The sequence below is a fragment of the Desulfobotulus sapovorans DSM 2055 genome (assembly GCF_059569355.1).
Genome location: NZ_JCANVJ010000009.1, coordinates 70,043 through 93,220, shown reverse-complemented (window position 1 = coordinate 93,220; position 23,178 = coordinate 70,043). Strand labels below are relative to the sequence as shown.

Annotated in this window: 26 protein-coding genes and 6 tRNA genes; 15 read left to right on the top strand and 17 right to left on the bottom strand. The window is 53.7% G+C overall.

The genetic code is table 11. The features are described 5' to 3' along the window. Nucleotides 1–97 precede the first annotated feature (97 nt). From BR04_RS08835 to BR04_RS08815, 5 genes are all read right to left on the bottom strand, one after another. Nucleotides 98–439 (bottom strand): hypothetical protein, encoded by a 342-nt coding sequence (locus BR04_RS08835; protein ID WP_496355635.1) that lies wholly within the window; start codon nucleotides 437–439, stop codon nucleotides 98–100. 2 nt (nucleotides 440–441) lie between these two features. Further along, nucleotides 442–1,302 (bottom strand): STAS domain-containing protein, encoded by an 861-nt coding sequence (locus BR04_RS08830; RefSeq protein WP_496355634.1) that lies wholly within the window; start codon nucleotides 1,300–1,302, stop codon nucleotides 442–444. After that, the gene (locus BR04_RS08825; protein ID WP_496355633.1) at nucleotides 1,299–2,354 is read right to left on the bottom strand and encodes a hypothetical protein; all 1,056 of its coding nucleotides are present in this window, start codon (nucleotides 2,352–2,354) and stop codon (nucleotides 1,299–1,301) included. The genes BR04_RS08830 and BR04_RS08825 overlap by 4 nt, the downstream gene beginning before the upstream one ends. Nucleotides 2,355–2,418: 64 nt before the next feature. Next, nucleotides 2,419–3,357 (bottom strand): GGDEF domain-containing protein, encoded by a 939-nt coding sequence (locus BR04_RS08820; RefSeq protein ID WP_496355632.1) that lies wholly within the window; start codon nucleotides 3,355–3,357, stop codon nucleotides 2,419–2,421. Between the two features lie 136 nt (nucleotides 3,358–3,493). Then, entirely contained in the window at nucleotides 3,494–4,024 is a 531-nt protein-coding gene (locus BR04_RS08815; RefSeq protein WP_496355631.1) for a hypothetical protein, read from the bottom strand. A gap of 392 nt (nucleotides 4,025–4,416) precedes the next feature. Between BR04_RS08815 and BR04_RS08810 the strand changes: the two genes are divergently transcribed. The 5 genes from BR04_RS08810 to BR04_RS08790 all read left to right on the top strand — a co-directional run bounded on the left by BR04_RS08810 (nucleotide 4,417) and on the right by BR04_RS08790 (nucleotide 9,556). Beyond that, nucleotides 4,417–6,057, top strand: coding sequence for a sensor domain-containing diguanylate cyclase (locus BR04_RS08810; protein ID WP_496355630.1), 1,641 nt, complete (start codon nucleotides 4,417–4,419; stop codon nucleotides 6,055–6,057). A 153-nt stretch (nucleotides 6,058–6,210) separates the two neighbouring features. Then, nucleotides 6,211–6,759, top strand: a complete 549-nt coding sequence (locus BR04_RS08805; protein WP_496355629.1) for a nitroreductase family protein — start codon at nucleotides 6,211–6,213, stop codon at nucleotides 6,757–6,759. An 83-nt stretch (nucleotides 6,760–6,842) separates the two neighbouring features. Then, a complete protein-coding gene (locus BR04_RS08800) occupies nucleotides 6,843–8,750 on the top strand; it encodes an AMP-dependent synthetase/ligase (RefSeq protein ID WP_496355628.1) in 1,908 nt (635 codons plus the stop codon). Between the two features lie 37 nt (nucleotides 8,751–8,787). After that, a complete protein-coding gene (gene tsaA / locus BR04_RS08795) occupies nucleotides 8,788–9,270 on the top strand; it encodes a tRNA (N6-threonylcarbamoyladenosine(37)-N6)-methyltransferase TrmO (protein ID WP_496355627.1) in 483 nt (160 codons plus the stop codon). Between the two features lie 16 nt (nucleotides 9,271–9,286). Continuing rightward, nucleotides 9,287–9,556, top strand: coding sequence for a hypothetical protein (locus tag BR04_RS08790; RefSeq protein ID WP_496355626.1), 270 nt, complete (start codon nucleotides 9,287–9,289; stop codon nucleotides 9,554–9,556). Between the two features lie 67 nt (nucleotides 9,557–9,623). Here BR04_RS08790 and BR04_RS08785 read toward each other — a convergent pair whose 3' ends face one another. From BR04_RS08785 to BR04_RS08775, 3 genes are all read right to left on the bottom strand, one after another. After that, entirely contained in the window at nucleotides 9,624–10,184 is a 561-nt protein-coding gene (locus BR04_RS08785; RefSeq protein WP_496355625.1) for a chalcone isomerase family protein, read from the bottom strand. Nucleotides 10,185–10,227: 43 nt separating this feature from the next. Continuing rightward, complete coding sequence (locus BR04_RS08780; protein ID WP_496355624.1) at nucleotides 10,228–10,728, bottom strand: DUF2147 domain-containing protein; 501 nt, start codon at nucleotides 10,726–10,728, stop codon at nucleotides 10,228–10,230. A 249-nt stretch (nucleotides 10,729–10,977) separates the two neighbouring features. Beyond that, entirely contained in the window at nucleotides 10,978–11,895 is a 918-nt protein-coding gene (locus BR04_RS08775) for a dihydroorotate dehydrogenase (protein ID WP_496355623.1), read from the bottom strand. Nucleotides 11,896–12,073: 178 nt separating this feature from the next. On the opposite strand from BR04_RS08775, the gene BR04_RS08770 reads away from it, so the two are divergent. The 8 genes from BR04_RS08770 (at nucleotide 12,074) to thyX (ending at nucleotide 18,550) form a co-directional block, all read left to right on the top strand. Continuing rightward, a complete protein-coding gene (locus BR04_RS08770) occupies nucleotides 12,074–13,375 on the top strand; it encodes a 3-isopropylmalate dehydratase large subunit (RefSeq protein WP_496355622.1) in 1,302 nt (433 codons plus the stop codon). Continuing rightward, a complete protein-coding gene (gene leuD / locus BR04_RS08765) occupies nucleotides 13,372–13,896 on the top strand; it encodes a 3-isopropylmalate dehydratase small subunit (RefSeq protein ID WP_496355621.1) in 525 nt (174 codons plus the stop codon). The genes BR04_RS08770 and leuD overlap by 4 nt, the downstream gene beginning before the upstream one ends. Before the next feature lie 156 nt (nucleotides 13,897–14,052). Beyond that, nucleotides 14,053–14,451 (top strand): hypothetical protein, encoded by a 399-nt coding sequence (locus BR04_RS08760; protein ID WP_496355620.1) that lies wholly within the window; start codon nucleotides 14,053–14,055, stop codon nucleotides 14,449–14,451. 26 nt (nucleotides 14,452–14,477) lie between these two features. Further along, nucleotides 14,478–15,113: an HAD family hydrolase gene (locus BR04_RS08755; RefSeq protein WP_496355619.1), complete on the top strand. Its 636-nt coding sequence runs from the start codon at nucleotides 14,478–14,480 to the stop codon at nucleotides 15,111–15,113. 18 nt (nucleotides 15,114–15,131) lie between these two features. After that, nucleotides 15,132–15,956 carry a rhodanese-like domain-containing protein gene (locus BR04_RS08750; protein WP_496355618.1) on the top strand — a complete coding sequence of 275 codons (825 nt, stop codon included), beginning with the start codon at nucleotides 15,132–15,134 and terminating at the stop codon, nucleotides 15,954–15,956. A 14-nt stretch (nucleotides 15,957–15,970) separates the two neighbouring features. Next, the gene (locus BR04_RS08745; RefSeq protein WP_496355617.1) at nucleotides 15,971–16,234 is read left to right on the top strand and encodes a phosphoribosyl-ATP diphosphatase; all 264 of its coding nucleotides are present in this window, start codon (nucleotides 15,971–15,973) and stop codon (nucleotides 16,232–16,234) included. 29 nt (nucleotides 16,235–16,263) lie between these two features. After that, a complete protein-coding gene (gene hisG, locus BR04_RS08740; protein ID WP_496355616.1) occupies nucleotides 16,264–17,112 on the top strand; it encodes an ATP phosphoribosyltransferase in 849 nt (282 codons plus the stop codon). Between the two features lie 13 nt (nucleotides 17,113–17,125). Continuing rightward, the gene (gene thyX, locus BR04_RS08735) at nucleotides 17,126–18,550 is read left to right on the top strand and encodes an FAD-dependent thymidylate synthase (protein WP_496355615.1); all 1,425 of its coding nucleotides are present in this window, start codon (nucleotides 17,126–17,128) and stop codon (nucleotides 18,548–18,550) included. Here thyX and BR04_RS08730 read toward each other — a convergent pair. Then, complete coding sequence (locus BR04_RS08730; RefSeq protein WP_496355614.1) at nucleotides 18,537–18,749, bottom strand: uracil-DNA glycosylase; 213 nt, start codon at nucleotides 18,747–18,749, stop codon at nucleotides 18,537–18,539. The two genes, thyX and BR04_RS08730, sit on opposite strands and share 14 nt — an antisense overlap. A 103-nt stretch (nucleotides 18,750–18,852) precedes the next feature. Between BR04_RS08730 and BR04_RS08725 the strand changes: the two genes are divergently transcribed. Then, on the top strand, nucleotides 18,853–20,742 hold the full coding sequence (locus BR04_RS08725) for a class I adenylate cyclase domain-containing protein (protein WP_496355613.1): 1,890 nt from the start codon (nucleotides 18,853–18,855) through the stop codon (nucleotides 20,740–20,742). A 92-nt stretch (nucleotides 20,743–20,834) separates the two neighbouring features. Further along, the gene (locus tag BR04_RS08720) at nucleotides 20,835–21,473 is read left to right on the top strand and encodes a GntR family transcriptional regulator (protein ID WP_496355612.1); all 639 of its coding nucleotides are present in this window, start codon (nucleotides 20,835–20,837) and stop codon (nucleotides 21,471–21,473) included. Between the two features lie 43 nt (nucleotides 21,474–21,516). Here the strand turns inward: BR04_RS08720 and BR04_RS08715 are convergent. From BR04_RS08715 to tpiA, 8 genes are all read right to left on the bottom strand, one after another. Next, nucleotides 21,517–21,594, bottom strand: a tRNA-Glu gene (locus tag BR04_RS08715). A 5-nt stretch (nucleotides 21,595–21,599) separates the two neighbouring features. Next, nucleotides 21,600–21,684, bottom strand: a tRNA-Tyr gene (locus BR04_RS08710). 47 nt (nucleotides 21,685–21,731) lie between these two features. Continuing rightward, nucleotides 21,732–21,816: transfer RNA gene (locus tag BR04_RS08705), tRNA-Leu, on the bottom strand. Between the two features lie 7 nt (nucleotides 21,817–21,823). After that, a tRNA-Glu gene (locus BR04_RS08700) sits at nucleotides 21,824–21,901 on the bottom strand. 5 nt (nucleotides 21,902–21,906) lie between these two features. Beyond that, nucleotides 21,907–21,991: transfer RNA gene (locus tag BR04_RS08695), tRNA-Tyr, on the bottom strand. Between the two features lie 26 nt (nucleotides 21,992–22,017). Next, nucleotides 22,018–22,102, bottom strand: a tRNA-Leu gene (locus tag BR04_RS08690). 6 nt (nucleotides 22,103–22,108) lie between these two features. After that, complete coding sequence (secG, locus tag BR04_RS08685) at nucleotides 22,109–22,408, bottom strand: preprotein translocase subunit SecG (RefSeq protein ID WP_496355611.1); 300 nt, start codon at nucleotides 22,406–22,408, stop codon at nucleotides 22,109–22,111. After that, nucleotides 22,405–23,172, bottom strand: coding sequence for a triose-phosphate isomerase (tpiA, locus tag BR04_RS08680; protein WP_496355610.1), 768 nt, complete (start codon nucleotides 23,170–23,172; stop codon nucleotides 22,405–22,407). The genes secG and tpiA overlap by 4 nt, the downstream gene beginning before the upstream one ends. Nucleotides 23,173–23,178: the final 6 nt, after the last annotated feature.

The following is a 23,178-nucleotide window of genomic DNA, read 5'->3' as shown; positions in this document are numbered from 1 at the left end:
CAGACTCCGCACTGTCAAGACCTTTCGGACGGAAAGGTTCACAGAATCAGGGGGCATGGGAAGATCCATGGTCATCTGCCATGCTTGCCTGTTATGTTCATCTGTCTTGATGTTCTGTATCCAGAGCACAGGCGAAGGGTGGATCCTGGGTAATGAAGAGGGAAAGACTGCATGCCGCTGTTGGCTGCATACGGATGACCGTCATGGAGATGGCCGAAGCGGAACAGGCTCTGGCAAGGAAGCAGAGCCAGTCGTAGTACAGGGTGTCAATGACGGGAATCCGGCTTAGGTCATAGAAGAGACTCACGGCATTTTTTCGGCGGAGCTGGTCAAGGATTTCTGGAATCAGGCCTTCGGTGTCCGAAGGATCCAGCCCGATCCCCGGTTCCAGAAGAACCTTGCCGGATCCGATGGGGGTGAGGTGGATATCGGCCGTCATGCTCACTCCGTCTGGGCCTTGCTGACATGGATTCCCAGGAAACGGAAAGCTTCCTTGAGACCTTCGGACAGGGTGGAGCGGGTCTGGATATCCCCCATGTTGATGTTGAGGTTGGCAAGGGACCGGGCGATGGAGGGCCTTATGCCCGTCAGGATGGCCCGGGCTCCCATGAGACCCGAGGCGCGGATGACCTGAATCAGGTGGTGCATGACCTGGGTATCGATGGTGGAAACGCCGGTAAGGTCGAGAATGATGACCCGCGCCCGGATTTCCTCGATGCGGAGCAGCAGCTTTTCCATGAGATCCATGGCCCGGCTGGAATCCAGGGTGCCGATGACGGGCAGGGAAAGCACCCCATCCCAGATTTCTGTGATGGGGGTGGCCACGGCCATGAGTTCATTCTGCTGGGCCTGAACGGCGCACTCCCTTTCCAGCTGATAGAGGCGGAAGGTATCCATCACCAGTTTGTTAAAGAGACGGATGAGATAGAGGAGCATCTGGCTGATTTCCTCCGAGGATTCAACCTGCTGGAGAAGGGATTCGAGGAACTGGGACTGGATGAACTGGATCAGCCTGAAAAAAGACTCGGCGGAGCCACCCCGCATCTGAATTTTACTGTGGATTTCCATCATGAGGCGGCCCAGGGTCTGATAGGCGGGATCCTTGCCGGAGATCAGCCCCTTTTTCAGGATTGCCGTAAAAAGGTCAACAAATTCAAAGGTATAGTCCCGGATCTCGTTTTCATTCAGGTAACGCTGGTTGGCCAGGGTCTGGTCTGCAAATTCGGCAATTTTGTCCGCAATGTTGCTCATGTCGATGCGGTTGAGAACCGTAGGGCCGATACTGCTGTAATCCAGTGTCATGGGATGCTCCTTGGAGGTCTGGTTTGTATACCATTTTTATATTGTGCAATGAAAAGACTCTTGTCGTCATGATCCCGGCCCAGAAGATTGCCCATGAGAAGGGCGATGAGCTGGGGATGGCGGTTTTTGAGTCCGGGAAACTCGCTGATGTCCGGGTGGATGAGAATACCGTCGGAGCTGGAACATATCAGCATATCGGGTTCAAGGTCAAAGGAACCTTTTCCGGGATGGCCTCCGCCCCTTCCCAGTACGCCACCGGGAAAGCAGGGCATACTTTTTTTTTCAGATCCAAGGATACGCAGGGCAAGATCTCCAAGCCCCGCATAATCGACGCACATGTTCTGGAAATTCAGGCGTACGGCCAGCCCCATGGCCCCCCGGCTTCCGTTCAGTCTGTGATGGAGTGTGGTCAGCAGGGACTCGGGATCCGTTTCCGGCTTTGGGAGCTCATGGAGGCTTTCCGAAGTCATGGCCGCTTCCCGGCCATGGCCGAGACCATCCAGATGAATCCAGTTGAAAAAGCTGGGGCTGGAGGCGGTTCGGATGGTGTCTCCGTTGAAAACATTGTCCCGCAGGGCACGGAGAAAACGGCCTGTGAGAAGTCCTTCGATGGGCGGATGAGAAGGGGGGGCCGGAAGGTGAAAACGGGCCCAGGCCGCTGTGCCGCACCAGGATCTGGAATGGGGGGAACCCTCTTTTGAGTAAATGTCGAAACAGTCTGCGGCCCTGGCAATGGAACCCAGGCCACGTCCCAGGGTGTTGGCTGTGGAATAGCCATCGGTAAGGGCACTCTGGATATCCTGAATTCCAGGGCCATGGTCAAAGGCAAAAAGATCCAGGGAAGGGGCTGGGGAAAAATGTTCCCATACCTGAAAGAGCCCGGCTCCTGTGGCAAATTTCATCTGGTTGGTCATCAGCTCACTGGCTGCGATCTGAATGCGTTCCATCTGGATATTGTGAAAGCCCATGCGCTTGGATACTGCCCGCAGGCGGGAGCGTATCACGAGGGGGCTGGATCGGTCGATGATAAGCTGCTGGGTGATGAGGCGCATCGGTCTCTTTCTTCAGGGGAGCCTGCTGTAAACCGGTTCAGGGAAGCGTATCGCAGCGGCCTTGTCAGCCCGGGCCGGGGCACTCAAGAAAATTTTCGTTTTTTTCCAGACAGACCACCTGCCCCCTGCCATTTTCTTTGGCATGGTAAAGGGATTTGTCCGCTCTGTGGGCCAGACTTTCGGGGGTATCTCCCTCTTTGCAGGTGGAGATGCCGATGCTGACTTTCTGATCCATATCCGCAAGAATGGCGCAGCCGATGCGTTCCGCCTGATGAATATCGGCAAAAAGGAGGATGGCAAACTCGTCTCCCCCGATGCGGCAGGCCATGTCCCGTCCCTCCCGTATGGCGGATCGCATGGAGAGGGCCATGGAACGCAGTACCTCGTCCCCATAGGCATGACCAAAGGTGTCGTTGACCTCCTTGAAATAATCCAGATCCAGGAAAATAAGGCTGAAGGGCAGGCTGGGGTTACGCAGGGTCTCGTGGAGGATGCGGTCATAGGCGCCACGGTTCAGAATACCCGTCAGGCTGTCCGTTTCCGCTTTCTGGATATAGAGATCCAGTTCTTTTTTTCTGTGCAGAAGCTGCTGCTCAATATCCCGGATTTCCCTCTGGGCATCCTGCTGGGCTTTTTTGAGTTTTTTACGGATATTCTCATTGTGCATGCGGAGAAGTTCCGGATTGCTGGTGCGGATTTTATCCTGAAAATCCTGGCATAGTTTTTCCATATCAAGATGCTGCGGAGGACGGATGTGCATGACCAGGGGAAAGCTTTCTTTTTTCCAGCGGAGTCTGAGGGTGTTTTTTTCGAGGGTGAGGGAGGTGTAGAGGGTGTCTTCTTCTTGACGGAAGGCATCCCGGAGATGCTGGTTCAGGGCTGGAATCCTTACGGAAACCGGGAATACGGAACCTCCCAGGCGCTTCACCGCTTCCAGCAACAGGCTGGGAAGCCTCTGAATGTCGGGTTCTCCAAGGATGGGAAAGGAAAAAAGACAGGCCATGGTGTCTTTCAATGGTCAGGAGTGTAGGGGAATAAATTCAGGTTTTGGGAAAAAAATCTTGTTCACGATGCTTTTTACGATAACAGAATACGGAAAAAAGTCAAAAAGGATTCCTTATACCACAGTCCCTGAGTTTTTATGGATAGGCAAGGGTGTTCAGGAAACAGCTGATGTGCGCCGTGCTGTCCGTATCGTCGCCTGAGCTGGTCTGATCCGTGTGAAAAAAGCGGGCATTTTCCGTGTGCCATGCTTTCATGTCCCCCTCGGGTTCTTCCAGATACAGGACGGTTGTTTTATTCTGTTTTACGGAAAAACGCAGATCGCAGAGCAGGTAATCCCGGTCTCCGGGAAGGGCTTTTTCCGCAAGATCCTTTGAAAAACTGATGCGGATACGCTCCTTTCCATTTTCTGGACTCAGTGCAAGGCTTGTGACTTTCCATCCCCAGCCGGTGTGGGGAGTTTCCAGAATCCGGTCAAAGGCCAGGGTGTCCTGGGCAAAGGCAATGACAAAGGAAAAATTTTCAAGGTCATTGGGCGCATCCTGAATCAGGATACGGGTATCGGCACTGCCTCCGTTGCGTCCATGGGTATGGGTGAGGAGGAGATCGGCAGCCGTGGCAGGCAGGTTCAGAAAGCAGAGAACAGAAAGGAGAAAGAAACAGCGCATGGTAAGGCTCCTTGTTTTGGAGGGAATCCGTATCATCTTGGCCTCTAATGGCTTCACAGGGGGGAGACGGGCTGTGTGCTGGAGGGGGGCCCTGCATACGGGGATTTCAGTCGCCCACCTGCCTTGCCCCATGCCGCAGGGGAAGGTTTTCCAGCCATAGCACAGATCGTAACGGGCCGGAAGCCCTGATTTTATGGCGATTTGCCGGAGAAGAGCGGATGTTGTTTTGCTTTCCCATCCAAAGGATGCTAAATAGACTTTTCTATATTTTTCTTCGGAATGGTAACGTGTTGTTTCACGGCAGGACTCGTACAGTCCGGGGCAGGAGACAGGTCAGACACATTTTTTTTGGACGAACGACCATGGCATTTGATTTTCAATGGAACGAAAGTATGAAGGATAAAATATATAAGGATTTGTTTTTTATAATATTTATTCTTGTATCCTTTGTTTTTTTTCTTTACGCAACCGTATCCGGTGTCATGGAACTCCGGAATATTTCTCAGGTTCTTGCGGAAGGCTCTCTGGAGATGGGCAGCCTGCAAAGGGCTGGGGGGGATGGCGATTCAGGAGAGGTCGGGGGAGCAGAAGGTTCCGCATCGGTGGACTCTTTTACTGAAAAGGCGTTGCAATCCGCCTGGATTCAGCTGGGTTCGGGATTTTTTTTCGGTGTTCTTGGCTGTTTCCTGTTCTGCTGCTGGATGTTGACTCTGGAAAAAAAGAGACATGGGAACATCTCCGTCGCTTTGATGCAGGGAATACGGGAAATCCGTGCGGGAAATCTTCGCTGCCGTATGGGAGACCGAGAGATGGCCATCATGGGAGAAATCGGGGAAGCCTTTAATGAAATGGCAGGTGCGCTGGAACGTTCGGACAGGGCGCGCAAGGCTCTGGTGGAGATTCAGATACGTAACAATACGCAGTGGATCCGGGAAACGCGTAACAGGCAGAGAAGCCTTGCCCAGCATAAGGAGCGGCTGGAGGAAAGGGTGAAGGCCCGTACTCTGATACTGGAGTCCACCAATACGGCCCTGCGCAGTACCATCCATGCACTGGAACGGCGTACTCTGGAGATTACCCACCTGAACCGTCTGGCAGAGTCCCTGCAACATGCCAGGGATATGGAAGAGGCCGCAGTGCTTGTGGTACGAACCTGTCAGCAGATTTTTCCTTCCGATGCCGGTGTGCTGGTTTTTCTGGATGCTGAGGGCAGGGTCAGAACCATGGAAGGGTGGGGGCGGGAACGTCCGGATATGACCTCCTGCATGGGGGAGAACTGTCCCAGTAAAAGGCCCGGTGGCGATAAGCTGGATGTGTGCTGTGCCGGTGTCGCGGGGTATGAAGATCTTTGTATTCCCATTCAGCCCAGAGAGGGAAGTCCGGCAAGGCTGCGTATCCGCCTTTTGCAGATGGCAGATCTCTATGGGCGAAAACAGGCGGCCCGGCGTGCCCTTGCCGCGAGCATTGCCGGACACCTCAGTGCCAGCCTTACCACTCTTTATCTGGTTGACCGCCTTCGCAGAGAGGCCGTGACGGATCCGTTGACGGGACTTTACAACCGCAGATATATGGAAGAAACGTTCCGGCGGGAATTTTCCCGTATTCGGCGGGAGGGGGTGCCCCTCTCTGTGATTCTGATGGATGTGGATGATTTTAAGGCCTTTAACGATACCCATGGTCATGACATCGGTGATGCGGTTTTGAAGAATCTTGCCGAAATTCTGAAAACAGATGTCCGTACCGAAGATGTGGCCTGTCGTTTTGGCGGAGAGGAATTTTTGCTTCTCATGCCGGGTCTTTCCGGTGATGCGGGTATGAAACGGGCGGATTTTTTACGGCGTCAGGTGGAAGAGACCCCGCTGTACATGGAGGGAAAGTCTCCGTTGAAAGTGACCCTGTCTCTGGGGGTTGCCACCTATCCGGGCCATGGGGATTCGCCCCAGGAGCTGATTACCGGGGCGGATAAGGCCATGTATGCTGCTAAAATGGCGGGGAGAAACAGGGTCTTTGGTGCCGAACCCAAGCAGGTGTGACGCTGCTGCGCAAGCGTGCTTTCCCGCTGCCGGGAAACAGGGGAGCAGATTTTCATGTTTGACAAAGGTTCTGGCCTGTGGCCTGATAAACGGGGTTTCTCGGGGGAGAAAGCCATGCGGGGATAACCCTCCCCACAGATAAAGGAGTGAATCATGTCTGAAGTTCTGAATTTTCTTAAAACCCGTCGCAGTGTCCGCAAATACCAGGATCGGGCCATCTCCGAAGAGATTCTGGAAAAAGTGCTTGAGGCTGTTCAATGGTCTCAGTCCTGGGCCAATACCCAGTGTTGGGAAGTCCTTGTGGTGAAAGACAGGGATATCCGGCTTCGTCTTCAGGAAACCCTGGCTCCGAGGAATCCCGCCACCAAAGCCCTGGTCGCAGCTCCTGTCTTGCTGGTGCTTTGCGGCAGAAAGGCAGCCAGCGGTTACTATGACGGCAAGGCACCGACCATCCTGGGAGACTGGATGCTTTATGACCTGGGGATTGCCACCCAGAGCCTTTGTCTTGTGGCCCACGATCTGGGGCTTGGAACCGTTGTGGTTGGGCTTTTTGATCACGAGAAAGCCGCAGAAATTTTGAATGTTCCCGATACGGTTCAGGTGGTGAGCATGATTCCCCTGGGCTATCCTGAAAAACTTCCCCAGGCACCGGATCGCCGGGCTGTTTCTGATTTCCGCCATAATGATACCTACGGCAAGTGATTGTGATGCCGCTTCCGAAAAAACGGGGGCGGCATGTTTATTTGTGGATGCAGATTTTATGGCGCATCAGGAGATGAGATTTTATGCAGCATCAGGCGGAAAAATGGTATCTGACCCGGCAGACCTTTCCGGAACTGCTGCACCGTAACATTGGCCGTTTTCCAGAGCGTAAGGCCCAGATCTGGCGTGATGGAAGGGGGGCAGCAGCCAGTCTTTCCTACGGAGATCTGGGTATCGTTGTGCGGGAGCTGGCGGAGGGTCTCCTCTCTTTGGGAGTGGAAAGGGGGGATCGGGTGGCCATTATCGCCCCCACCGTTCCCCAGTGGTTGTGGGCCGATTATGCCATCCTCTGCTGCGGGGCCATTTCTGTGTCCATTCATCCCTCCCTTTCCGCCTATGAGATAACGGAACAGATCCGGGATTCCGGATCCCGTTTTGCGTTTGTCTATGGGGAGTCTGTCCTGGAGCGGGTACTGACCGCAGGTTCTTACCTCAAGGCCCTGATCTGGATGGAAGACCGGGATATGGTGCAACGCCATGCGGGATTTTTTACGCTGGAGGCGTTTCGGGAGGCAGGGCGTACTTTTCATCGGTCAACCCCCCTTCTGTATGGTGAACGCTGGCGGGGGGTACAGCCCGAAGATCCCATGACCCTGATCTACACTTCGGGAACCACGGGACAGGCCAAGGGAGTTCTGCATACCCATGCCTCCATGACGGCTGCCTGCATCCGGGATCTGTATATGTTGCCCCTTTTAAGTGAGACGGATTGTCTCTTGGCTTACCTGCCCCTTGCCCACAGTTTTGAACGGCAGGGGGGGCATGGAACAGCCATGTTCGCAGCCCTTCCCATTGCCTATGGATCTGCAAAAAACCTGGGAGAAGATCTGCGTTTTTTTCAGCCCACCTACATGATGGGTGTGCCTTCCATTTATCTGCGTCTTTATGCCCGGGTTCGGGGAACCTTGAAGGGGTCTTTGCAGCGTTTCCTTTTTCATAGGGCAGAGCAGGTCGGTCTGGCGGTAATTGAAGCGTCACTGAATACGGAAAAAACAGTGAATATGGCGGAAAAAGGGAGGCCCTGGCTCAGGGCAAGCGGCTGGATCCGGAAAGGGCTCTATCTTTGCCTGGACTGGCTGGTTTTCCGGAAACTGCGTCAACGTCTCGGTGGCCGGCTGCGTTTTGTTTTTTCGGCGGCCAGTGCCCTTCCCGAAAAGATTTGTCGTCTCTATCTCTGTGCGGGTATTCGTATCCTGGAAGGATACGGTGCGACGGAAACCTGCAATGCCGTTACCCTGACCCCCCTGGAAGCGGTGAAGCCCGGAAGTGCAGGGCTTTTTTCCAGAGGGGTGGCCCATCGGATTGCAGTCGATGGGGAGCTGCTGGTCAAGGGGGATTTTCTTTTTCGGGAATATTGGGGGAGGCCTGAGGATACCCGCAATGTTTTTACCGATGATGGCTATTACCAGACCGGGGATGTGGTGGAACTGCTGGAGGACGGGTATCTCCGCGTTGTGGATCGTAAAAAAGGTTTGCTGATGTTGTCCACGGGGCATCGTGTCGCACCTTCTAAGATAGAGACGCTTTTTGCGTTGAGTCCTTATATTGAAAGGGTTCTGGTGCTGGGGGATGACAGGCCCTTTCCCCTGGTTCTGGTGCAGCCCAACTTCAGGGCCTTTGTCCGTATGTTCAAAAAACACGGCATTCCCTTTGATGAGGATGCGGTGAAGGAGGGGCCGGAGGGAAATCTTCTCGTATATCCTGAATTTGTAAAAATTCCGGAACTGGTGACCCTGGTGGAGATCGAGGTTGCCACGGTGAATGGGAAATTGCAGAATTTTGAAAAGATCGGAAACTATATTATTTTGAACGTCCCCCTTTCCATGGAAAGGGGGGAAGTGACACCCACCCTGAAGATCCGACGGGATGTGGTGATTTCCCATTACCGGACTTTCATCGACAGGGCCTATGCAAAGGGATTGCGGTTTTAAATTTTTTTGAGGGCGTACCGTGGAACAAGGAGCAGAAATGCAGGACATTCAAGTACCCGTTATCGGTATCATTCATTCTCCCTTTACGGATCTGGAGAATATGCCCATACAGCCTGTCGGAGCCGGTGAGGTGATGGGAAGTGCCGTCCTGTCTCCGGAGTTTGCTGAAGGACTGAAGGATCTGGAAGGTTTCAGTCATATTTATCTGCTGTATTTTTTCCATAGGGCGTGTCGCAGCGAAATGCGGGTGGTTCCCTATATGGACAGGGAAGAACGGGGGGTTTTTGCCACACGCTCGCCGCTGCGGCCTGCCCATCTGGGACTTTCCATTGTGGAGCTTGTGGCGGTGGAGGCCAGTCTTTTGCATCTTCGGGGAGTGGATGTTCTGGACGGAACCCCTCTTCTGGACATTAAGCCTTATATTCCCGCCTTTGACCACAGGGAAGAGGTGCGTACGGGCTGGATGCAGAGGGACAGAGCTTCTGTGGTACGCATGCGTTCGGATCAGCGATTTGTCTGATGAAGGAGAAAAAACAATGCGGTATGCGGCATCTACGGCGGAACTGCAAAGCCTGATCCGATCCTGGCCCGGCGAGCTGCCTTCGGCCTTTCTCCCGGATGATGGCCCTGCGGCTTATTATTACGATACCTGCAGTCTGAGGGAACTTCGTTCTTTTTTGAATGGAGATCCGGATATGGATGTCTGCGGGCGTTACGGAGTGACATCGGGGGAGTGGCGGGAAGCGGTGGAGATGGCCATGGTGGCCCGTATTGTTGTGCAGCAGAGACGGAAGAAGCAGGTTTAAGGGGATTCTGCCTTTTTCCCCTTTCCCCGCAGTAACGGGGAAGGGAGGAAAGAAGGCAGTCCGTTTTTCAGTTGATCATATCTTTTTTCAGACCGCTGTCTGCGGGTTTGTCGCCCAGCCAGATGGCGAACAGGGCCTTTTTGAACTCAAGGCCGGCGATGGTTCCCCGGATGCTTCCATTTTTTGTCATGGTGACACCCTTCTGGGGGGCATAGCTCAGTTCAATGAGATCGCCATCTTTGATTTCATCGTTGAAGCAGGCGTTGAGCTGATCAATCCCGGTTTTTATGGAAGCCGTGTTACCGTCCGTTGCCGCCGTAAAACCTTCGTTGATGGCATCCAGCATTTTTTCCCGCGTAATTTTACCTGAGGTGATATGAAGACGGATGCTCATGGGGGCATCGGCATTGATGATGCTTGCGGCATCCTTGGTTTTCTGCTGGACGTAGAGGGCACCTACATAAAGATTTATGAAGAATTTTTTGCGGATGCCTGCGCCATTCAGTACAAGATCATTGCCGTCTGTACTGATGCTTGTGGGCAGTTCGACACTGCCGACTTTAAGGCTTGCCATGGCGGGAACGGCCAGAAAACAGGCGATGAGCATGAAAAAACAGACCTTTTTCATTTAAAACTCCTTTGGGTGTTGGGGGTTACCGGATACTTCCGGATTACTGGGTATGGATCGGGGTATCATTTCTGGAGATGCTGTCCTGTGGCAGGTGGGAGACCTGTTTCCAGGACGTGCTGCGGCCCAGGGCGGGAATCCCGATATAGCCCCTGAGTTCCAGCGCATCTCCTTTCATTTTTGCCTGAGCCTTGTAGGTTTTACCCGTTTCAGGATCATAGACCTGTCCGTCTTTCCAGGCCTCGTTTTTTGCCGGTTTAAATCCCCAGGCGATGGTCAGCCCTATGATGGGATTTTCCTTTTTTTGGGGATCCGGATTCAGTTCGTCATAAAGGGGGTTGCCTTTTTCGTCCTGGGGTTCCTTCAGCCATACAATACGGGCAGCCCAGGTTTTATTTTCCGGAAGGGAGATGATTTCCACAATGGATTTACCGCCTTCTGTCTGCCACAGTCCCGTTGGTTCCGGTACATCGGGTTGGGCCATGGCACAAAGAGCAGATCCAAGGATAAGAACAAGCTGTACCAGTATCTTTTTTTTCCACATGAAGGCCTCCTTGGGACAGGGCAGAGGGTTTGGAAATGGTGATGAAGGGCATCTGAACAGAAGTGTCAGGCGGATTCAAAACAGATGCCGGTCTCACAGAGTGATGCTGCAACACGATGCATCGGTCGGGAATCCGTGAACGGAGCGGGAAATTTCGGAATCCCGGAAGGCTTTCTGACAATGGCAGAACAGATCAAGAAACATTGTTTACAGAAGTAAAATTTAAATGGCAAGTCCTAATCTGATTTTTTAAGGAAGCAGCAGGGAACCCTTCAGGGCCGCCACCGAGGGGATCTTCTGCTTTTTCAGGTAGTCGGCAATGCCGTCCGCAATTTTTGCCGTGGTCTTCGGATCAATGAAATTGGCTGTCCCCACGGCCACGGCACTGGCACCTGCGAGGATAAACTCCAGGGCATCCTCTGCATTCATGATCCCCCCCAAGCCGATGATGGGAATTTTCACACAGGAGGCCGTCTCCCAGACCATGCGCAGGGCCACGGGTTTGATGGCGGGGCCTGAGAGTCCGCCGGTGATGTTGGCAAGGCGGGGTTTTCGGGTTTTTACGTCAATGCTCATGCCCGTGAGGGTGTTGATGAGGCTTAAGGCATCGGCCCCTGCGGTTTCCACGCTGCGGGCAATCACCTTGATATCCGTGACATTGGGAGAAAGCTTTACGATGAGGGGCTTGGTGCTGACCCTGCGTACGGTTTCCGTGAGACGGGCTGCCGCAGAAGGGTCGGTACCAAAGGCAAGACCTCCGGCTTTCACATTGGGGCAGGAGATGTTAAGCTCCAGGGCTGCGATGTCCGGCTCATTTTCAAGGCGCAGGGCAAGCTTTTGGTAGTCGTCTTCGCTTTTGCCGTAGAGGTTGGCGATGACGGGTGTTCCCCAGACTTTCAGGCGGGGGAGTTTCTGTTCCAGAAAGGCCTCCACGCCGATATTTTCGAGGCCCACGGCATTGAGCAGTCCGGCTGCGGTTTCCACCACCCGGGGTTCGGGGTTGCCCTGGGAGGGCAGAAGGGAAAGCCCCTTCACAATGATGGCTCCGATGCGGGAAAGATCGGTGGCTTCGGCGTACTCCAGGCCGTATCCAAAGGTGCCGGATGCGGTAAGTACGGGGTTTTTCAGTTCCAGTCCTGCGATGCGTACACGAAGATCGGGCTGCATGGCCTTATCCTTTGTCGTCTGTGGATGAAATGGAAGATCGGGGCCTTGCCATGGGCAGGCGCCTCGTTTATAGACGGACGGGGGGAAAGCTGGCAAGAAAAAGATCCGGCAGGAAAAAAGATGGTGAGAAGCGAATACTCCCCAAACATCAATCACGTTTTTGACCCAAGGAGAAACTATGGGCAGAACCATTACGGAAAAGATATTTGATGCCCACCGGGTGGATAATCCCGCAGGAGACATCCAGGTCATCCGCCTGGACGCGGTCTTCTGCCATGAGATCACCACCCCTGTGGCCATCAACGATCTTGTGGCCAGAGGCAAGGACCGGGTGTTTGATCCTTCAAAGATCAAGGCCGTCATTGACCATGTCACCCCGGCCAAGGACTCCAAGACCGCAGAACAGGGCAAGATCATCCGGGACTGGGCAAGACGCCACGGCATCCTGGATTTCTTTGACATCGGCCGCAACGGGGTCTGCCACGCCCTGTTTCCGGAAAAGGGCTTTGTGCGTCCGGGGTACACCATCATCATGGGCGATTCCCACACCTGCACCCACGGCGCTTTCGGGGCCTTTGCCGCAGGTGTCGGTACCACGGATCTCGAAGTGGGGATTTTAAAGGGCGTCTGCGCCTTCAAGGCCCCCAAAACCCTGAAGGTGGAAGTGACGGGAAGCCTGCCCGAAGGGGTCTATGCCAAGGATGTGATCCTGGCCCTCATCGGCAGGCTGGGGGTGAACGGAGCCACCAACAAGGTGATCGAGTTCACGGGCCCTGTCATTGAAGCCATGTCCATGGAATCCCGCATGACCCTCTGCAACATGGCCATTGAGGCGGGCGGCACCTGTGGGGTCTGCTCTCCCGATGCCGTCACGGTGGATTATCTCTGGCCCTTCATTGAGAAGGACTATGTTTCCAAAGAAGCGGCACTTGCGGACTTCTCCCGCTGGATTTCCGATGCGGATGCCGTCTATGACGGGGTGATGACCCTTGATGTGTCCACCCTCACGCCCATGCTCACCTTCGGCTACAAGCCCGATCAGGTGAAGCCCGTTTCCGAGTTGGCAGGAGCGCCCGTGGATCAGGTGTATATCGGTTCCTGCACCAACGGCCGCATCGAAGATCTCCGGGTGGCGGCCTCCGTGCTGAAGGGACGTCGCATTGCGGACACGGTGCGGGGTGTGGTGTCTCCGGCAACGCCTGAGGTTTATCGTATGGCTCTGGCCGAAGGGATTATCCAGATTTTTATGGATGCAGGCTTCTGTGTTACCAACCCCACCTGCGGTGCCTGTCTTGGCATGAGCAACGGGGTGCTGGCCGAAGGCGAGGTCTGTGCGGCCACCACCAACCGGAATTTCAACGGCCGTATGGGCAAGGGCGGCATGGTGCATCTCATGAGTCCGGCCACGGCCGCAGCCACGGCCCTTGCGGGCTGTATCGCCAATTCTGAACTCTTTTGGGCCAGGGAGGTACATGCATGACATCCTTTGACGGCAAGGTGGCCTTTCTGGATCGATCCGACATCAATACGGATGAGATCATTCCGGCACGCTATCTGACGGAAATCACCAAGGAAGCCCTGAAGCCCTACCTCATGGAAGACCTCAAGATGGAGGGCTTTGATCCCAAGACAGGCTTTGCAGGGGCCTCCGTTGTGATCTCAAGGGCTAATTTCGGCTGCGGTTCTTCCAGAGAACATGCGCCCTGGGCCTTTGAAGTGAACGGTATCCGGCTCATCATTGCGGAAAGTTTCGCCCGGATTTTCCGGCAGAACATGTTCAACTGCGGCATGATGGCCGTGGAACTGCCCGCTGCCACCCTGGATACCCTCTTTGCCCGTTTTTCGGGAAAGGAAACCCATGTGACCGTGGATCTTGCGAAAAACCTTTTCACCTTCACGGCTTCAGGGGAGAATCTTGAAGTTCCCTTTGCCATTTCCGATTTCGACCGCAGTCTGGTCATGGCCGGAGGCTGGGTGGATTTTGCGGATCGCAACTATTGATGTGACCTGATTTGGCCCTGATCAGACCCTGAATCCTGCGGCCTCCCGCCTGCTCAGGAACTGGCCGCAGGATGGGGATTTCATGGAAAGCAGGAGTGTCGGCATTGCGCCATCTCCTGCTTTCTGGTACATGGCTGGTATTTCAAGGGAGGTTTCATGGTGCAGGCGAGCTCCGGAGTGCCGGGAATACTGCCCCAGACTGTGGTGGACGGATTTTTTGTGCTGGGGCTTTTTTCTGCCCTCATGTTCCGTATCCTCATCGTGTTCACCAGCTGGCAGCCCCAGTGGTTCCGGCCGGTCTGGTACGCAGGCGTTCTCGGGTATGTGTTTTTTTTCGGGTTCCGTTATTATATTTCCCGTAAACGCCGGAAGGTAATCTCGGATTTCAGGCTTCTGGAAAAGCTTGAAGGCGGAGCGTCCCTGGAGGAAGGGGAGCGTGAGGCCCTTCTCTACCTTGTGCGCTCCATCCGGAAATCCCGCGAGATTCTGAATTATCTTTTTATCTTTGCGCTTTCCTGTCTTGCCATCCTGCTGGATCTCTGGATGCACCTGTGAGAAATCCGAAAACGAAGGAAGAATCTATGGATATGGGGAAAAGGGTGCCGCCGGAGCTGGTCTTTCTTGATTTTGGCGGGGTCATTGCCGAGGAAGGCTTCAAGGCCGCCATGAAGGATCTGGCCCTGCAACAGGAAAAAGATCCTGAACATGTCAAGCGTGTGGCCTTCGATCTTGTGTATGCCACGGGTTTTACCACAGGCCGTGTCCGGGACGGCGTTTTCTGGCAGGCCTTCCGCGAGGCCACGGGAATTGGGGGAGAAGATGCTTTTCTCACGGCCTTTGTGCAGGATCGTTTTGTGCTGAGGCCTTCCATGCTGGCCCTTGCCTCAAGGCTTCGTGAAAGGGGAATCCGAACGGCCATTCTCAGTGACCAGACCCACTGGCTTCAGGAGATGGACGGGAAAAAGAATTTTTTCCGATATTTTGACCGGGTCTTCAATTCCTTTGATGCGGGCATGACCAAAAAGGAGCCTGCTTTTTTTGTCCATGTGCTGGAGGCCATGAAAACTCCTGCCCAAAAGGCCCTGTTTGTGGATGACCATAAGCCCCATGTGGAGCGGGCACTGGCCTTGGGCATGGATGCCCTCTGGTATCAGGAGGAAGATGCTTTTCAGAGGGAGATGCAGTCCCGTTTTCCCTTTGATGTTTTCATCCCTTAGCTGAAAGGAGCCGGAAGCATGGGGAAAAAAGCCTTTGAGCGGATCTGGCCCGAAGATGTGGCAACGTACATGAAAAATCACCGGGAGGGGCAGTATCTTCTGGTGGATGTACGGGAAGACGGGGAATATCAGGGGGAGCATATTCCCGGAGCCCTGCATCTTCCCCTGCGGGAGGTTCCGGCGAAGATCGCAGCACTTGTGCGGGAGCCTGGGCGGGAGGTCATTTTTTACTGCGCAAGGGGGGTACGTTCCGAGGCGGCGGCCCTCATGGGCCGGGATGTTCTTGGGGAAGAAATTGCCATCATGAGCATGACAGGGGGGATTGCCGCCTGGGAAGCCGGTCTTGCGGTTTCGCCGCCGGATCTCTCTCTTTTTTACGGATCAAGCTTGCATGGCAGCGCCCTGGAGCGGGCCATGGCCCTGGAAAAGGGGGCGGAGCTTTTTTACGGTTTTCTGGCCCGGCGCTGGGAAAAGGGTGCTCTCGGTACACTTCTCGCAAGAATGGCGAAGGACGAGGTGGGCCATGCCCGGATTCTCTGGCGTTTCATGGAGAATAAAGAGGCTTTTGAAACCCTCTATGAAAAGCTGGATGCGGAGTTTACGGAAAGCGGTGAGGTTTTGGGTGATCTTTTGAAGGAGATGGAAGCCCTTTCGGAAGGTGCCTGTGAAGAGGTGCTGGAACGGGCTTTAGGGCTTGAGCTCATGGCCTATGATCTGTACAGAAATCTCGGGGAAGCTTCCGAAGGGGAGGAAAGGGCAGCTTTTTTTGCCCTGGCCCAGGCGGAAAAATCCCATATGGAACGGCTGGCCGAGGCCTTTGGGCTGTGCGGAACCGTGCAATAAAGGAGTTGTTGGATATGAAGAGTTTTGAAGAGCTGTTTGCGGAACTCACGGAAAAGGCCAAAGCGGGGAATCCCGACTCCGGCACGGTGGCGGCCTTAAAGAAGGGAAAACATTTTATCGGCAAAAAAATCCTTGAGGAGGCCGGGGAGGTCTGGATGGCCGCCGAATACGAGGGCCGGGAAAAGACCGCAGAGGAGATTTCCCAGCTTCTTTACCATGTGCAGGTCATGATGCTGGCCTGTGACCTCACCCTGGAAGACGTTTACCAATACCTTTGATATCTCCCTACTTTTGATAAGGATACCTCATGTTGCAGATTGCATTGCCCAATAAGGGAACCCTGGCCGAAGACAGCATGCGGCTTGTGCAGGAGGCGGGCTACAAGTGTCGTCGTATGGGCAAGGAGCTGATGATTTCGGACGTGGAAAACGGCATTGATTTTTTCTTTTTAAGACCCAAGGACATTGCCGTTTATGTGCGCAAGGGCATTCTGGCCTTAGGCATCACGGGCCGGGATCTGGTGATGGATTCAGGCGCCCACCTTGTGGAAATTCTGCCCCTTCATTTCGGAAAATCCCGCTTCTGCTACGCCGTTCCCGAAGACAGCCCCATCACGCCGGAAAGTCTTCAGGGCTGCCGCATTGCTACAAGCTATACCACCCTTGTGGCCCGGGATCTGGCGGCAAGGGGAGTGGATGCGGAGATTATCCAGCTCGATGGGGCTGTGGAGATTTCCATCCGTCTCGGAGTTTCAGATGTCATTGCCGATGTGGTGCAGACGGGAAAAACGCTTAAGGATGCCGGACTTAAGATCGTAGGGGGCACCATCCTTGAAAGTGAGGCTGTGCTGGTGGGCCGGGATGAGGCGGTTCTTGAAAATCCTCTGGTGAAGACCTTTGTGGAGCGCCTGCGGGGCATTGTCGTGGCCAGAGACTATGTGATTGTGGAATATGATGTGGAGGAAGGGTTGCTGGATCAGGCCTGCCGCATTACGCCGGGTATTGAATCTCCCACGGTGTCTCCTTTGAGCAAAAAGGGCTGGGTGGCTGTGAAGGCCATGGCAAAGAAAAAAGAGATCAATGCCATCATGGATGCCCTTACGGCCATCGGTGCACGGGGTATCATGGTGATGGATATCCGAACCTGCCGGATTTAAAGGAGCTTTTTTTATGGAAGAAGCCAGGGTTCTGGTGCTGACCCACACCCCGGAGCCGGAGCGTATCTGCGCGGCTGCGGCCCGGATTTCCACGAAGGAGGGGGCTGCACGGGCTGTTTATGCGGAGACCCGTCGGGAGAATATCGGCGGGCTGATCCGCAATGTCATGGGCCTTGGGCATCAGTCCATTGCGGAACATGCGGTGTTCACCCTTGCCTTTGAAAATGTGTCCGTCTTTTTTGAGCAGTACCTTATTGAGTTCCGGCTGGCTGCCTATACGGTCAAATCCAGACGCTACGTGAATTATGCGGGCATGGGCTGGCTGCGACCTGCTTTTCGCTATGAAAAAAAAGGTGTGGACACAAAAGCCCTTGAAACCCGTTACGATGCCCAGATGGCTGCACTCTTTGCCGCCTACGCAAGGCTTACGGAGCTGGGAATTCCCAAGGAAGATGCCCGCTTTCTGCTTCCCTGCAGTTTCAGAAGCCATATTTACTGCACCATGAATGCAAGGGAGCTTTTGTATTTTCTGAAAACAAGCCTTCAGGGCCGGGGCAGCCGGTATCCGGAAATTGTAGCCCTTGGTGAAAGTCTCCTTGCCCAGGTGCAGGAGATTTTGCCCGATGTTTTCGGGGATCTTGAAAAGACCCAGGTGGTGCATTCGGACAGAAGGGCTGAAATTGTGGCGGGTCTTGGCCTTTGTCGGGCGGAAAACAGGGGACGTGATGTTTTGCTTCTGTCTGCCACGGAAAAGGGCGAGGAGAAGGTGGCCATGGCGGCGCTTATGGCCGAAGGCCTTGATCCTGCTGCGGCCCTCCGTCTTTTATCGGAAAATCCCGGTCTGGAGGGAGAGCTTCTTGCTGCCGTACTCAAGGATGCGCGGCCAAGGGAGCTGGAACAGGTAAACTATACCTTTTATATTCCCGCAATCAGCCTTGCGGGACTCACCCATCTGACCCGGCACCGCATCCAGAGTCTCTGTGTACCGGATCTGAGCCGTTCTGTGCATGAGGGAGGAGTGCTGCCGAAAACGGTGTGTTTACATCCCGAAGCCCTGGATATTTATGGCAGGGCCGTGGCGGAGAGTGCGTTGCTGCGCAGGGAGTTTGAAGAGGCGGGTCTTGTGGCCGAAGACGGGGTCTATCTTCTTCTTGCAGGAAATACGGTGGGTGTCTTTTCCACCATGAACGCAAGGCAGCTTTTTCATTTTCTGAGGTTGAGAACCTGTTTCCGGGCCCAGTGGGAAATCCGGGACATTGCCTGGAAGATGCGGAGTCTCCTTGTGGATCGTCAGCCTCAACTTTTCAGGGATTCAGGCCCGGGCTGTCTTGTCTCTGGTAAATGTCCTGAAGGGAAGATGTCCTGCGGTCGTATGGCGGAGGTGAAAGCTTTTGCCGGTCTTTGCCCTGAAGGAACAGGAAGCTTCAGACAACGGTGATGGAGGGTTTTTTATTTTTCTGAGTCCCGGGATCTCTGGGCGTATAGAAATGGCAGGGTTGTCCGGAGCTGCGCAGTACCACAAGGGAAGGCATTTCCCGGGTTTTGAAATTCAGGACACGGCAGCCATTGGGAAAACGGGGATCCCAGGTAACATAGTAGTGGCGGCAGCGATGGCAGTTGATGTGTGAGGTGGTCATTTTTTTATACCGGGCATTTTCAGGTACGGAGCCAGTACCAGACAGAAAAGCTCAGGTTATCTTCTTGTTTTTTGAAAGGCAAGAATCTTGGAGTTCTTGAACCGTGATAGAAAAAATAATTTTTCGGAATTTAAAAAAATATCAGTCCTATAACGATGAGCGGCGTCGGATGTTTTTTGAGCGCAGTCCCAAGGAGGCTGTGCAGATCCTCTGTCTCCTCCCTTGGATGCTCAGCGTGAACCACCCGAAGGTTCCCGGATATATCAGAGACCTGGATCATGGTTTCCGGATATATGGGGTGGATCGGTGTCCTGAAATCCGAAAAAGGGAAGCCAGCTTCAGGCGGATATTTGGTCTGGGTGAAGAAAAGCTTTTTCCAAGGAAAGCCTTCAGAATCATTGACGGGATGTATACCATCGGCAGTGTCGGTACCCTGGCCCAGACCCAGGATTCGGATTGTGATGTCTGGATCTGTTGCGACAGCAAGGCCATGGGAATGGAAGGATGGAAAATTCTTCAGAAGAAGATCAATATTCTGAAGGACTGGCTGGATATGAATTGCCGGATGCCTGTTTATTTTTTCCTTTCCGATCTGGAGTCCGTCCGCAAGGGGGATTTTGGTCGTGCCCTGGATGAAAGTTCGGGTTCGGCCCAGCAGAACGTACTCAAGGAGGAATTTTACCGGACATGCATTGTCATCATGGGGAAGACTCCATTCTGGTGGGTGTATTGGGATGAGGAGGAAAGACTCGACGAATCCTATGAACGCTGTTGGGAACAGATACAGCAAAAGGGGCGGATTTCCGATGACCTCGTGGATTTGGGGAACCTTGAACGTATTTCAGCACGGGAGTTTTTGGGAGCCGCTCTCTGGCAGCTGCATAAATCCCTTACCAGTCCGTTAAAATCTGTTATCAAGATGGCCCTTTTGCGTATGTATCTGGAAGAAGGGGATGCGGTTTTACCGTCTCACCGCTTTCGGGATCAGGTTCTTCGGGAAAATTCAGAGTTTCAGGATCCCATGGCATTTTCCATGGAATGGATTCTTAAGGAGTATGCGGGGACGCTTCCCGCAGAAGAACGTCAGCTGCTGGTGCGGTGTTTTTATCTGCGATGTCGGCTGACGGCCTTTGAACATAAATATCCCATCCGTAAAAACCAGATATCCCGATTTCTGGGGATCGCCGGGCTTTCACGGGAGGAACAGTTTGAACTGGATGCCTTTGAGACCTGGAGTCCGGCCCGGCAGGTACGTCTTGGAAAGGCCATGGTGTTGCGCCTGTTTCGTTTATATAAGGATATCGTCCGCTGTTCTGCGGGGGTGGCCTCTTCCATGGATCAAAGGGATATGACGGTGCTGGGGCGGAGGATCACAGCCATTTACCAGAAAAAAAACAGCAAGGTGGTACATCTGCCAAGGCCGGGTTACCGGTTTAATCTGAACTCTCTCGACTGTATCTGGAGCGGAGAGGACAGGTGGTCTCTTTTTGCCGGTTCGGATCGATCCCAGCCTTTGCTTGCGGATGTGGATATTCTGGAGGCCGTTGCCTTTGGGGTCTGGAATGGTCTGTATACGCGTATGGGGATACGCATGGAGCCGAATCCTTCCAGTGTTACCTTGCAGGAAATTATCAATCTTTCTGAAAAGGTAAAGGATCTTTTCGGATATTGCGATGTGGCTGACAGGGATGCGGATATTTTTTTGAGGGCGGAATATTTTACCAAAGTGTTGGTGGTTATCAGTTTTGAAAAGAATCCCTATGAGAAAGACATCAATGATCTTGGGGTTATTTTTGCCAATGCCTGGGGAGAATTGTTTGTCCGCAGATTTTATTCTCCCTTTACCCTGAATGCTTTTTTAAAAGAGCAGAGGGTTTCCAATTCCGGTCTTGAGGTGCATTATTATCTGCAACGGAACGCATCCTATTATGAAAAAATTATTGAGCGTACCAAGCGGCTTACGGCTCTTTCTCTGGAGTCTGGAAGTCGGTAGGGGGCGGGAGCTTTCCGTCGGTTTTCTTGCCTTCTGACTTCCCGGAGATGTGGAATTTTGAACTTGCCGTAGAACGGCCAAAGAAGGGTGTAATGTATAAAAGCCTTGCGGAACAGGCCCGTGCCAGCCTTGAAGAGATGATTGTTTTTAATGAACTGGAAGATGGGGTGCTTTATTCGGAAAAGCAGCTGGCTGTGCATATTGGCCTTGGCCGTACGCCTGTACGCGAGGCGCTGCAACGTCTTGCCCATGACCGTATGGTGACCATTCATCCCCGTAAGGGGGTGCAGGTGGTCGGTCTGACGATCACGGATCAGTTACGTATCCTTGAAGTCCGTCGTGCTATTGAAGGCGCCTGTGTGCATCATGCGGCCATGCGGGCCACGGAAGGACAGAAACAGCGGATGCGGGGGCTGGCGGATGGTCTTCTGATGGCGGCATTACAGGATGAGGATACAGCTGTGCTGGGGTTTCTGAGAGAAATTCATGAATGTCTGGTGGAGGCCACCCAGAATCTTTTTTTTGCTCAGGCCATGAGTCCCCTCCTGAGTCTTTCGCGGCGTTTCTGGTTTATGAACAAGGATATGCAGGATTCAAGAACCGGTGCACTTTTGTATCAGAAAATTCTGTATGCCGTATGCGGGGGAGATTGCGATCAGGCGGCTTTGGCGTCCCAGGTTTTGATGGATTACCTGAGAACCTTTGCTGAAAAGGAAAAGGCAGGTACGTGAAACAAGAATAACATGCGGGGATGGATTTCCGGGTGTAAAGAACTGGCGTCCCCAAGGGGATTCGAACCCCTGTCGCCGGCGTGAAAGGCCGGTGTCCTGGACCGGGCTAGACGATGGGGACGCATATGGTGGTGGGGGGAGGATTTGAACCTCCGAAGGCTTGGCCGACAGATTTACAGTCTGTTCCCTTTGACCACTCGGGAACCCCACCGGGATAAATTTTTGAGATAAATATGAAGAGTCAGGAGAGAATAAGGATGGTACCGAAGGCCGGATTTGAACCGGCACGGGTTTTCCCACTGCGCCCTCAACACAGCGTGTCTACCAATTCTTCCTCTTCGGCACATTTTTGGCGTCCCCAAGGGGATTCGAACCCCTGTCGCCGGCGTGAAAGGCCGGTGTCCTGGACCGGGCTAGACGATGGGGACGCATATGGTGGTGGGGGGAGGATTTGAACCTCCGAAGGCTTGGCCGACAGATTTACAGTCTGTTCCCTTTGACCACTCGGGAACCCCACCGGGATACTGAGGATACTGCTTTATTTTGGTACCGAAGGCCGGATTTGAACCGGCACGGGTCTCCCCACTGCGCCCTCAACACAGCGTGTCTACCAATTCCACCACTTCGGCATAAGACTAATCTGTACTTTTTTCCTGGACAAAGGGTTCCTGACTGCTTGTTGCGGGCATGATGGAATCCACCCGTTTATTCCCGGAAACCCAAGCAAGGCTCAAGGATGTCAACATGAACAAAATGGCTATGCTGGTTGTTATCTTGCCAATGAGACTTTGTCCACCAGAGGCTCCAAGAAGAGCCTGGCTGGAGCCGCTTCCAAATGCAGCACCCATTTCTGCACCTTTTCCTGCCTGCAACAACACAATGACAATAAGGCTGAGACAGGCAAAAATATGTAGAATAACGAGCAGTGTCGTCATGATAAAAATCCGTTTCTGATCAAGGCAAGAAAGGTTTCAGGTTCCAGGCTTGCGCCTCCTACAAGGGCACCATCGACATCCTCTAAGGAAATTAAATCCTTGATATTGGATGATTTAACGCTGCCACCATACAGAATCCGAATGCGCTTTGCAAGGTCTTTTTCAAAGCAATCGGCCAGTATTTTCCGCAAATGGGCATGAACATCCTGAACCTGATCTGTCCGGGCTGTTTTCCCTGTCCCGATGGCCCATACAGGCTCATACGCCAGAACAAGAAAAGCAGCATCGGCTACGGAGAGGCCTTTTACCGCTTCACGGAGCTGTTTGTCAAGCACTTTAAATGTGAGGCCCTCATTTCTTTCCTGTTCGCTTTCTCCGATGCAGAGAATGGGGTGCATTCCCTCTCCGATAACCGCCTTGACCTTGCGGGCTATGAGGGCATCTTCCTCCCCGGCGTACTGACGGCGCTCTGAATGCCCGACAATGACAAAGGTACAGCCGCAGGCCTTGAGCATAGGGGCGGAGACTTCTCCCGTAAAGGCTCCCATGGCTTCACTGTGCACATTCTGGGCGGCGAGGAAAAGGGGGGTTCCGGTCAGGGCCTTTTCCGTGGCTGGCAGTGCCGGGAAGGTGGGAGCCAGTACAATGTCTGCACCTGGCAGAACAGTGCTGAGATCCTGTGCGATGATGGCCGCATCCTGCGCCGACTCTGCGGGCGTTTTGTGCATTTTCCAGTTGGCCACAATGAGTGGTTTACGATCCATTTTCCA

Bases quoted from the DNA above. Each gene is read 5' to 3' on its own strand.
- BR04_RS08825 (WP_496355633.1), bottom strand. From the start codon at position 2,354: ATGCGCCTCATCACCCAGCAGCTTATCATCGACCGATCCAGCCCCCTC.
- hisG (WP_496355616.1), top strand. From the start codon at position 16,264: ATGTTGCAGATTGCATTGCCCAATAAGGGAACCCTGGCCGAAGACAGC.
- tpiA (WP_496355610.1), bottom strand. From the start codon at position 23,172: ATGGATCGTAAACCACTCATTGTGGCCAACTGGAAAATGCACAAAACG.
- BR04_RS08755 (WP_496355619.1), top strand. From the start codon at position 14,478: ATGGATATGGGGAAAAGGGTGCCGCCGGAGCTGGTCTTTCTTGATTTT.
- BR04_RS08815 (WP_496355631.1), bottom strand. From the start codon at position 4,024: ATGCGCTGTTTCTTTCTCCTTTCTGTTCTCTGCTTTCTGAACCTGCCT.
- leuD (WP_496355621.1), top strand. From the start codon at position 13,372: ATGACATCCTTTGACGGCAAGGTGGCCTTTCTGGATCGATCCGACATC.
- BR04_RS08745 (WP_496355617.1), top strand. From the start codon at position 15,971: ATGAAGAGTTTTGAAGAGCTGTTTGCGGAACTCACGGAAAAGGCCAAA.
- BR04_RS08775 (WP_496355623.1), bottom strand. From the start codon at position 11,895: ATGCAGCCCGATCTTCGTGTACGCATCGCAGGACTGGAACTGAAAAAC.
- BR04_RS08750 (WP_496355618.1), top strand. From the start codon at position 15,132: ATGGGGAAAAAAGCCTTTGAGCGGATCTGGCCCGAAGATGTGGCAACG.
- BR04_RS08720 (WP_496355612.1), top strand. From the start codon at position 20,835: ATGTATAAAAGCCTTGCGGAACAGGCCCGTGCCAGCCTTGAAGAGATG.
- BR04_RS08805 (WP_496355629.1), top strand. From the start codon at position 6,211: ATGTCTGAAGTTCTGAATTTTCTTAAAACCCGTCGCAGTGTCCGCAAA.
- BR04_RS08760 (WP_496355620.1), top strand. From the start codon at position 14,053: ATGGTGCAGGCGAGCTCCGGAGTGCCGGGAATACTGCCCCAGACTGTG.
- BR04_RS08770 (WP_496355622.1), top strand. From the start codon at position 12,074: ATGGGCAGAACCATTACGGAAAAGATATTTGATGCCCACCGGGTGGAT.
- BR04_RS08730 (WP_496355614.1), bottom strand. From the start codon at position 18,749: ATGACCACCTCACACATCAACTGCCATCGCTGCCGCCACTACTATGTT.
- secG (WP_496355611.1), bottom strand. From the start codon at position 22,408: ATGACGACACTGCTCGTTATTCTACATATTTTTGCCTGTCTCAGCCTT.
- thyX (WP_496355615.1), top strand. From the start codon at position 17,126: ATGGAAGAAGCCAGGGTTCTGGTGCTGACCCACACCCCGGAGCCGGAG.
- BR04_RS08830 (WP_496355634.1), bottom strand. From the start codon at position 1,302: ATGACACTGGATTACAGCAGTATCGGCCCTACGGTTCTCAACCGCATC.
- BR04_RS08780 (WP_496355624.1), bottom strand. From the start codon at position 10,728: ATGTGGAAAAAAAAGATACTGGTACAGCTTGTTCTTATCCTTGGATCT.
- BR04_RS08800 (WP_496355628.1), top strand. From the start codon at position 6,843: ATGCAGCATCAGGCGGAAAAATGGTATCTGACCCGGCAGACCTTTCCG.
- BR04_RS08810 (WP_496355630.1), top strand. From the start codon at position 4,417: ATGAAGGATAAAATATATAAGGATTTGTTTTTTATAATATTTATTCTT.
- BR04_RS08835 (WP_496355635.1), bottom strand. From the start codon at position 439: ATGACGGCCGATATCCACCTCACCCCCATCGGATCCGGCAAGGTTCTT.
- BR04_RS08820 (WP_496355632.1), bottom strand. From the start codon at position 3,357: ATGGCCTGTCTTTTTTCCTTTCCCATCCTTGGAGAACCCGACATTCAG.
- BR04_RS08790 (WP_496355626.1), top strand. From the start codon at position 9,287: ATGCGGTATGCGGCATCTACGGCGGAACTGCAAAGCCTGATCCGATCC.
- BR04_RS08785 (WP_496355625.1), bottom strand. From the start codon at position 10,184: ATGAAAAAGGTCTGTTTTTTCATGCTCATCGCCTGTTTTCTGGCCGTT.
- tsaA (WP_496355627.1), top strand. From the start codon at position 8,788: ATGCAGGACATTCAAGTACCCGTTATCGGTATCATTCATTCTCCCTTT.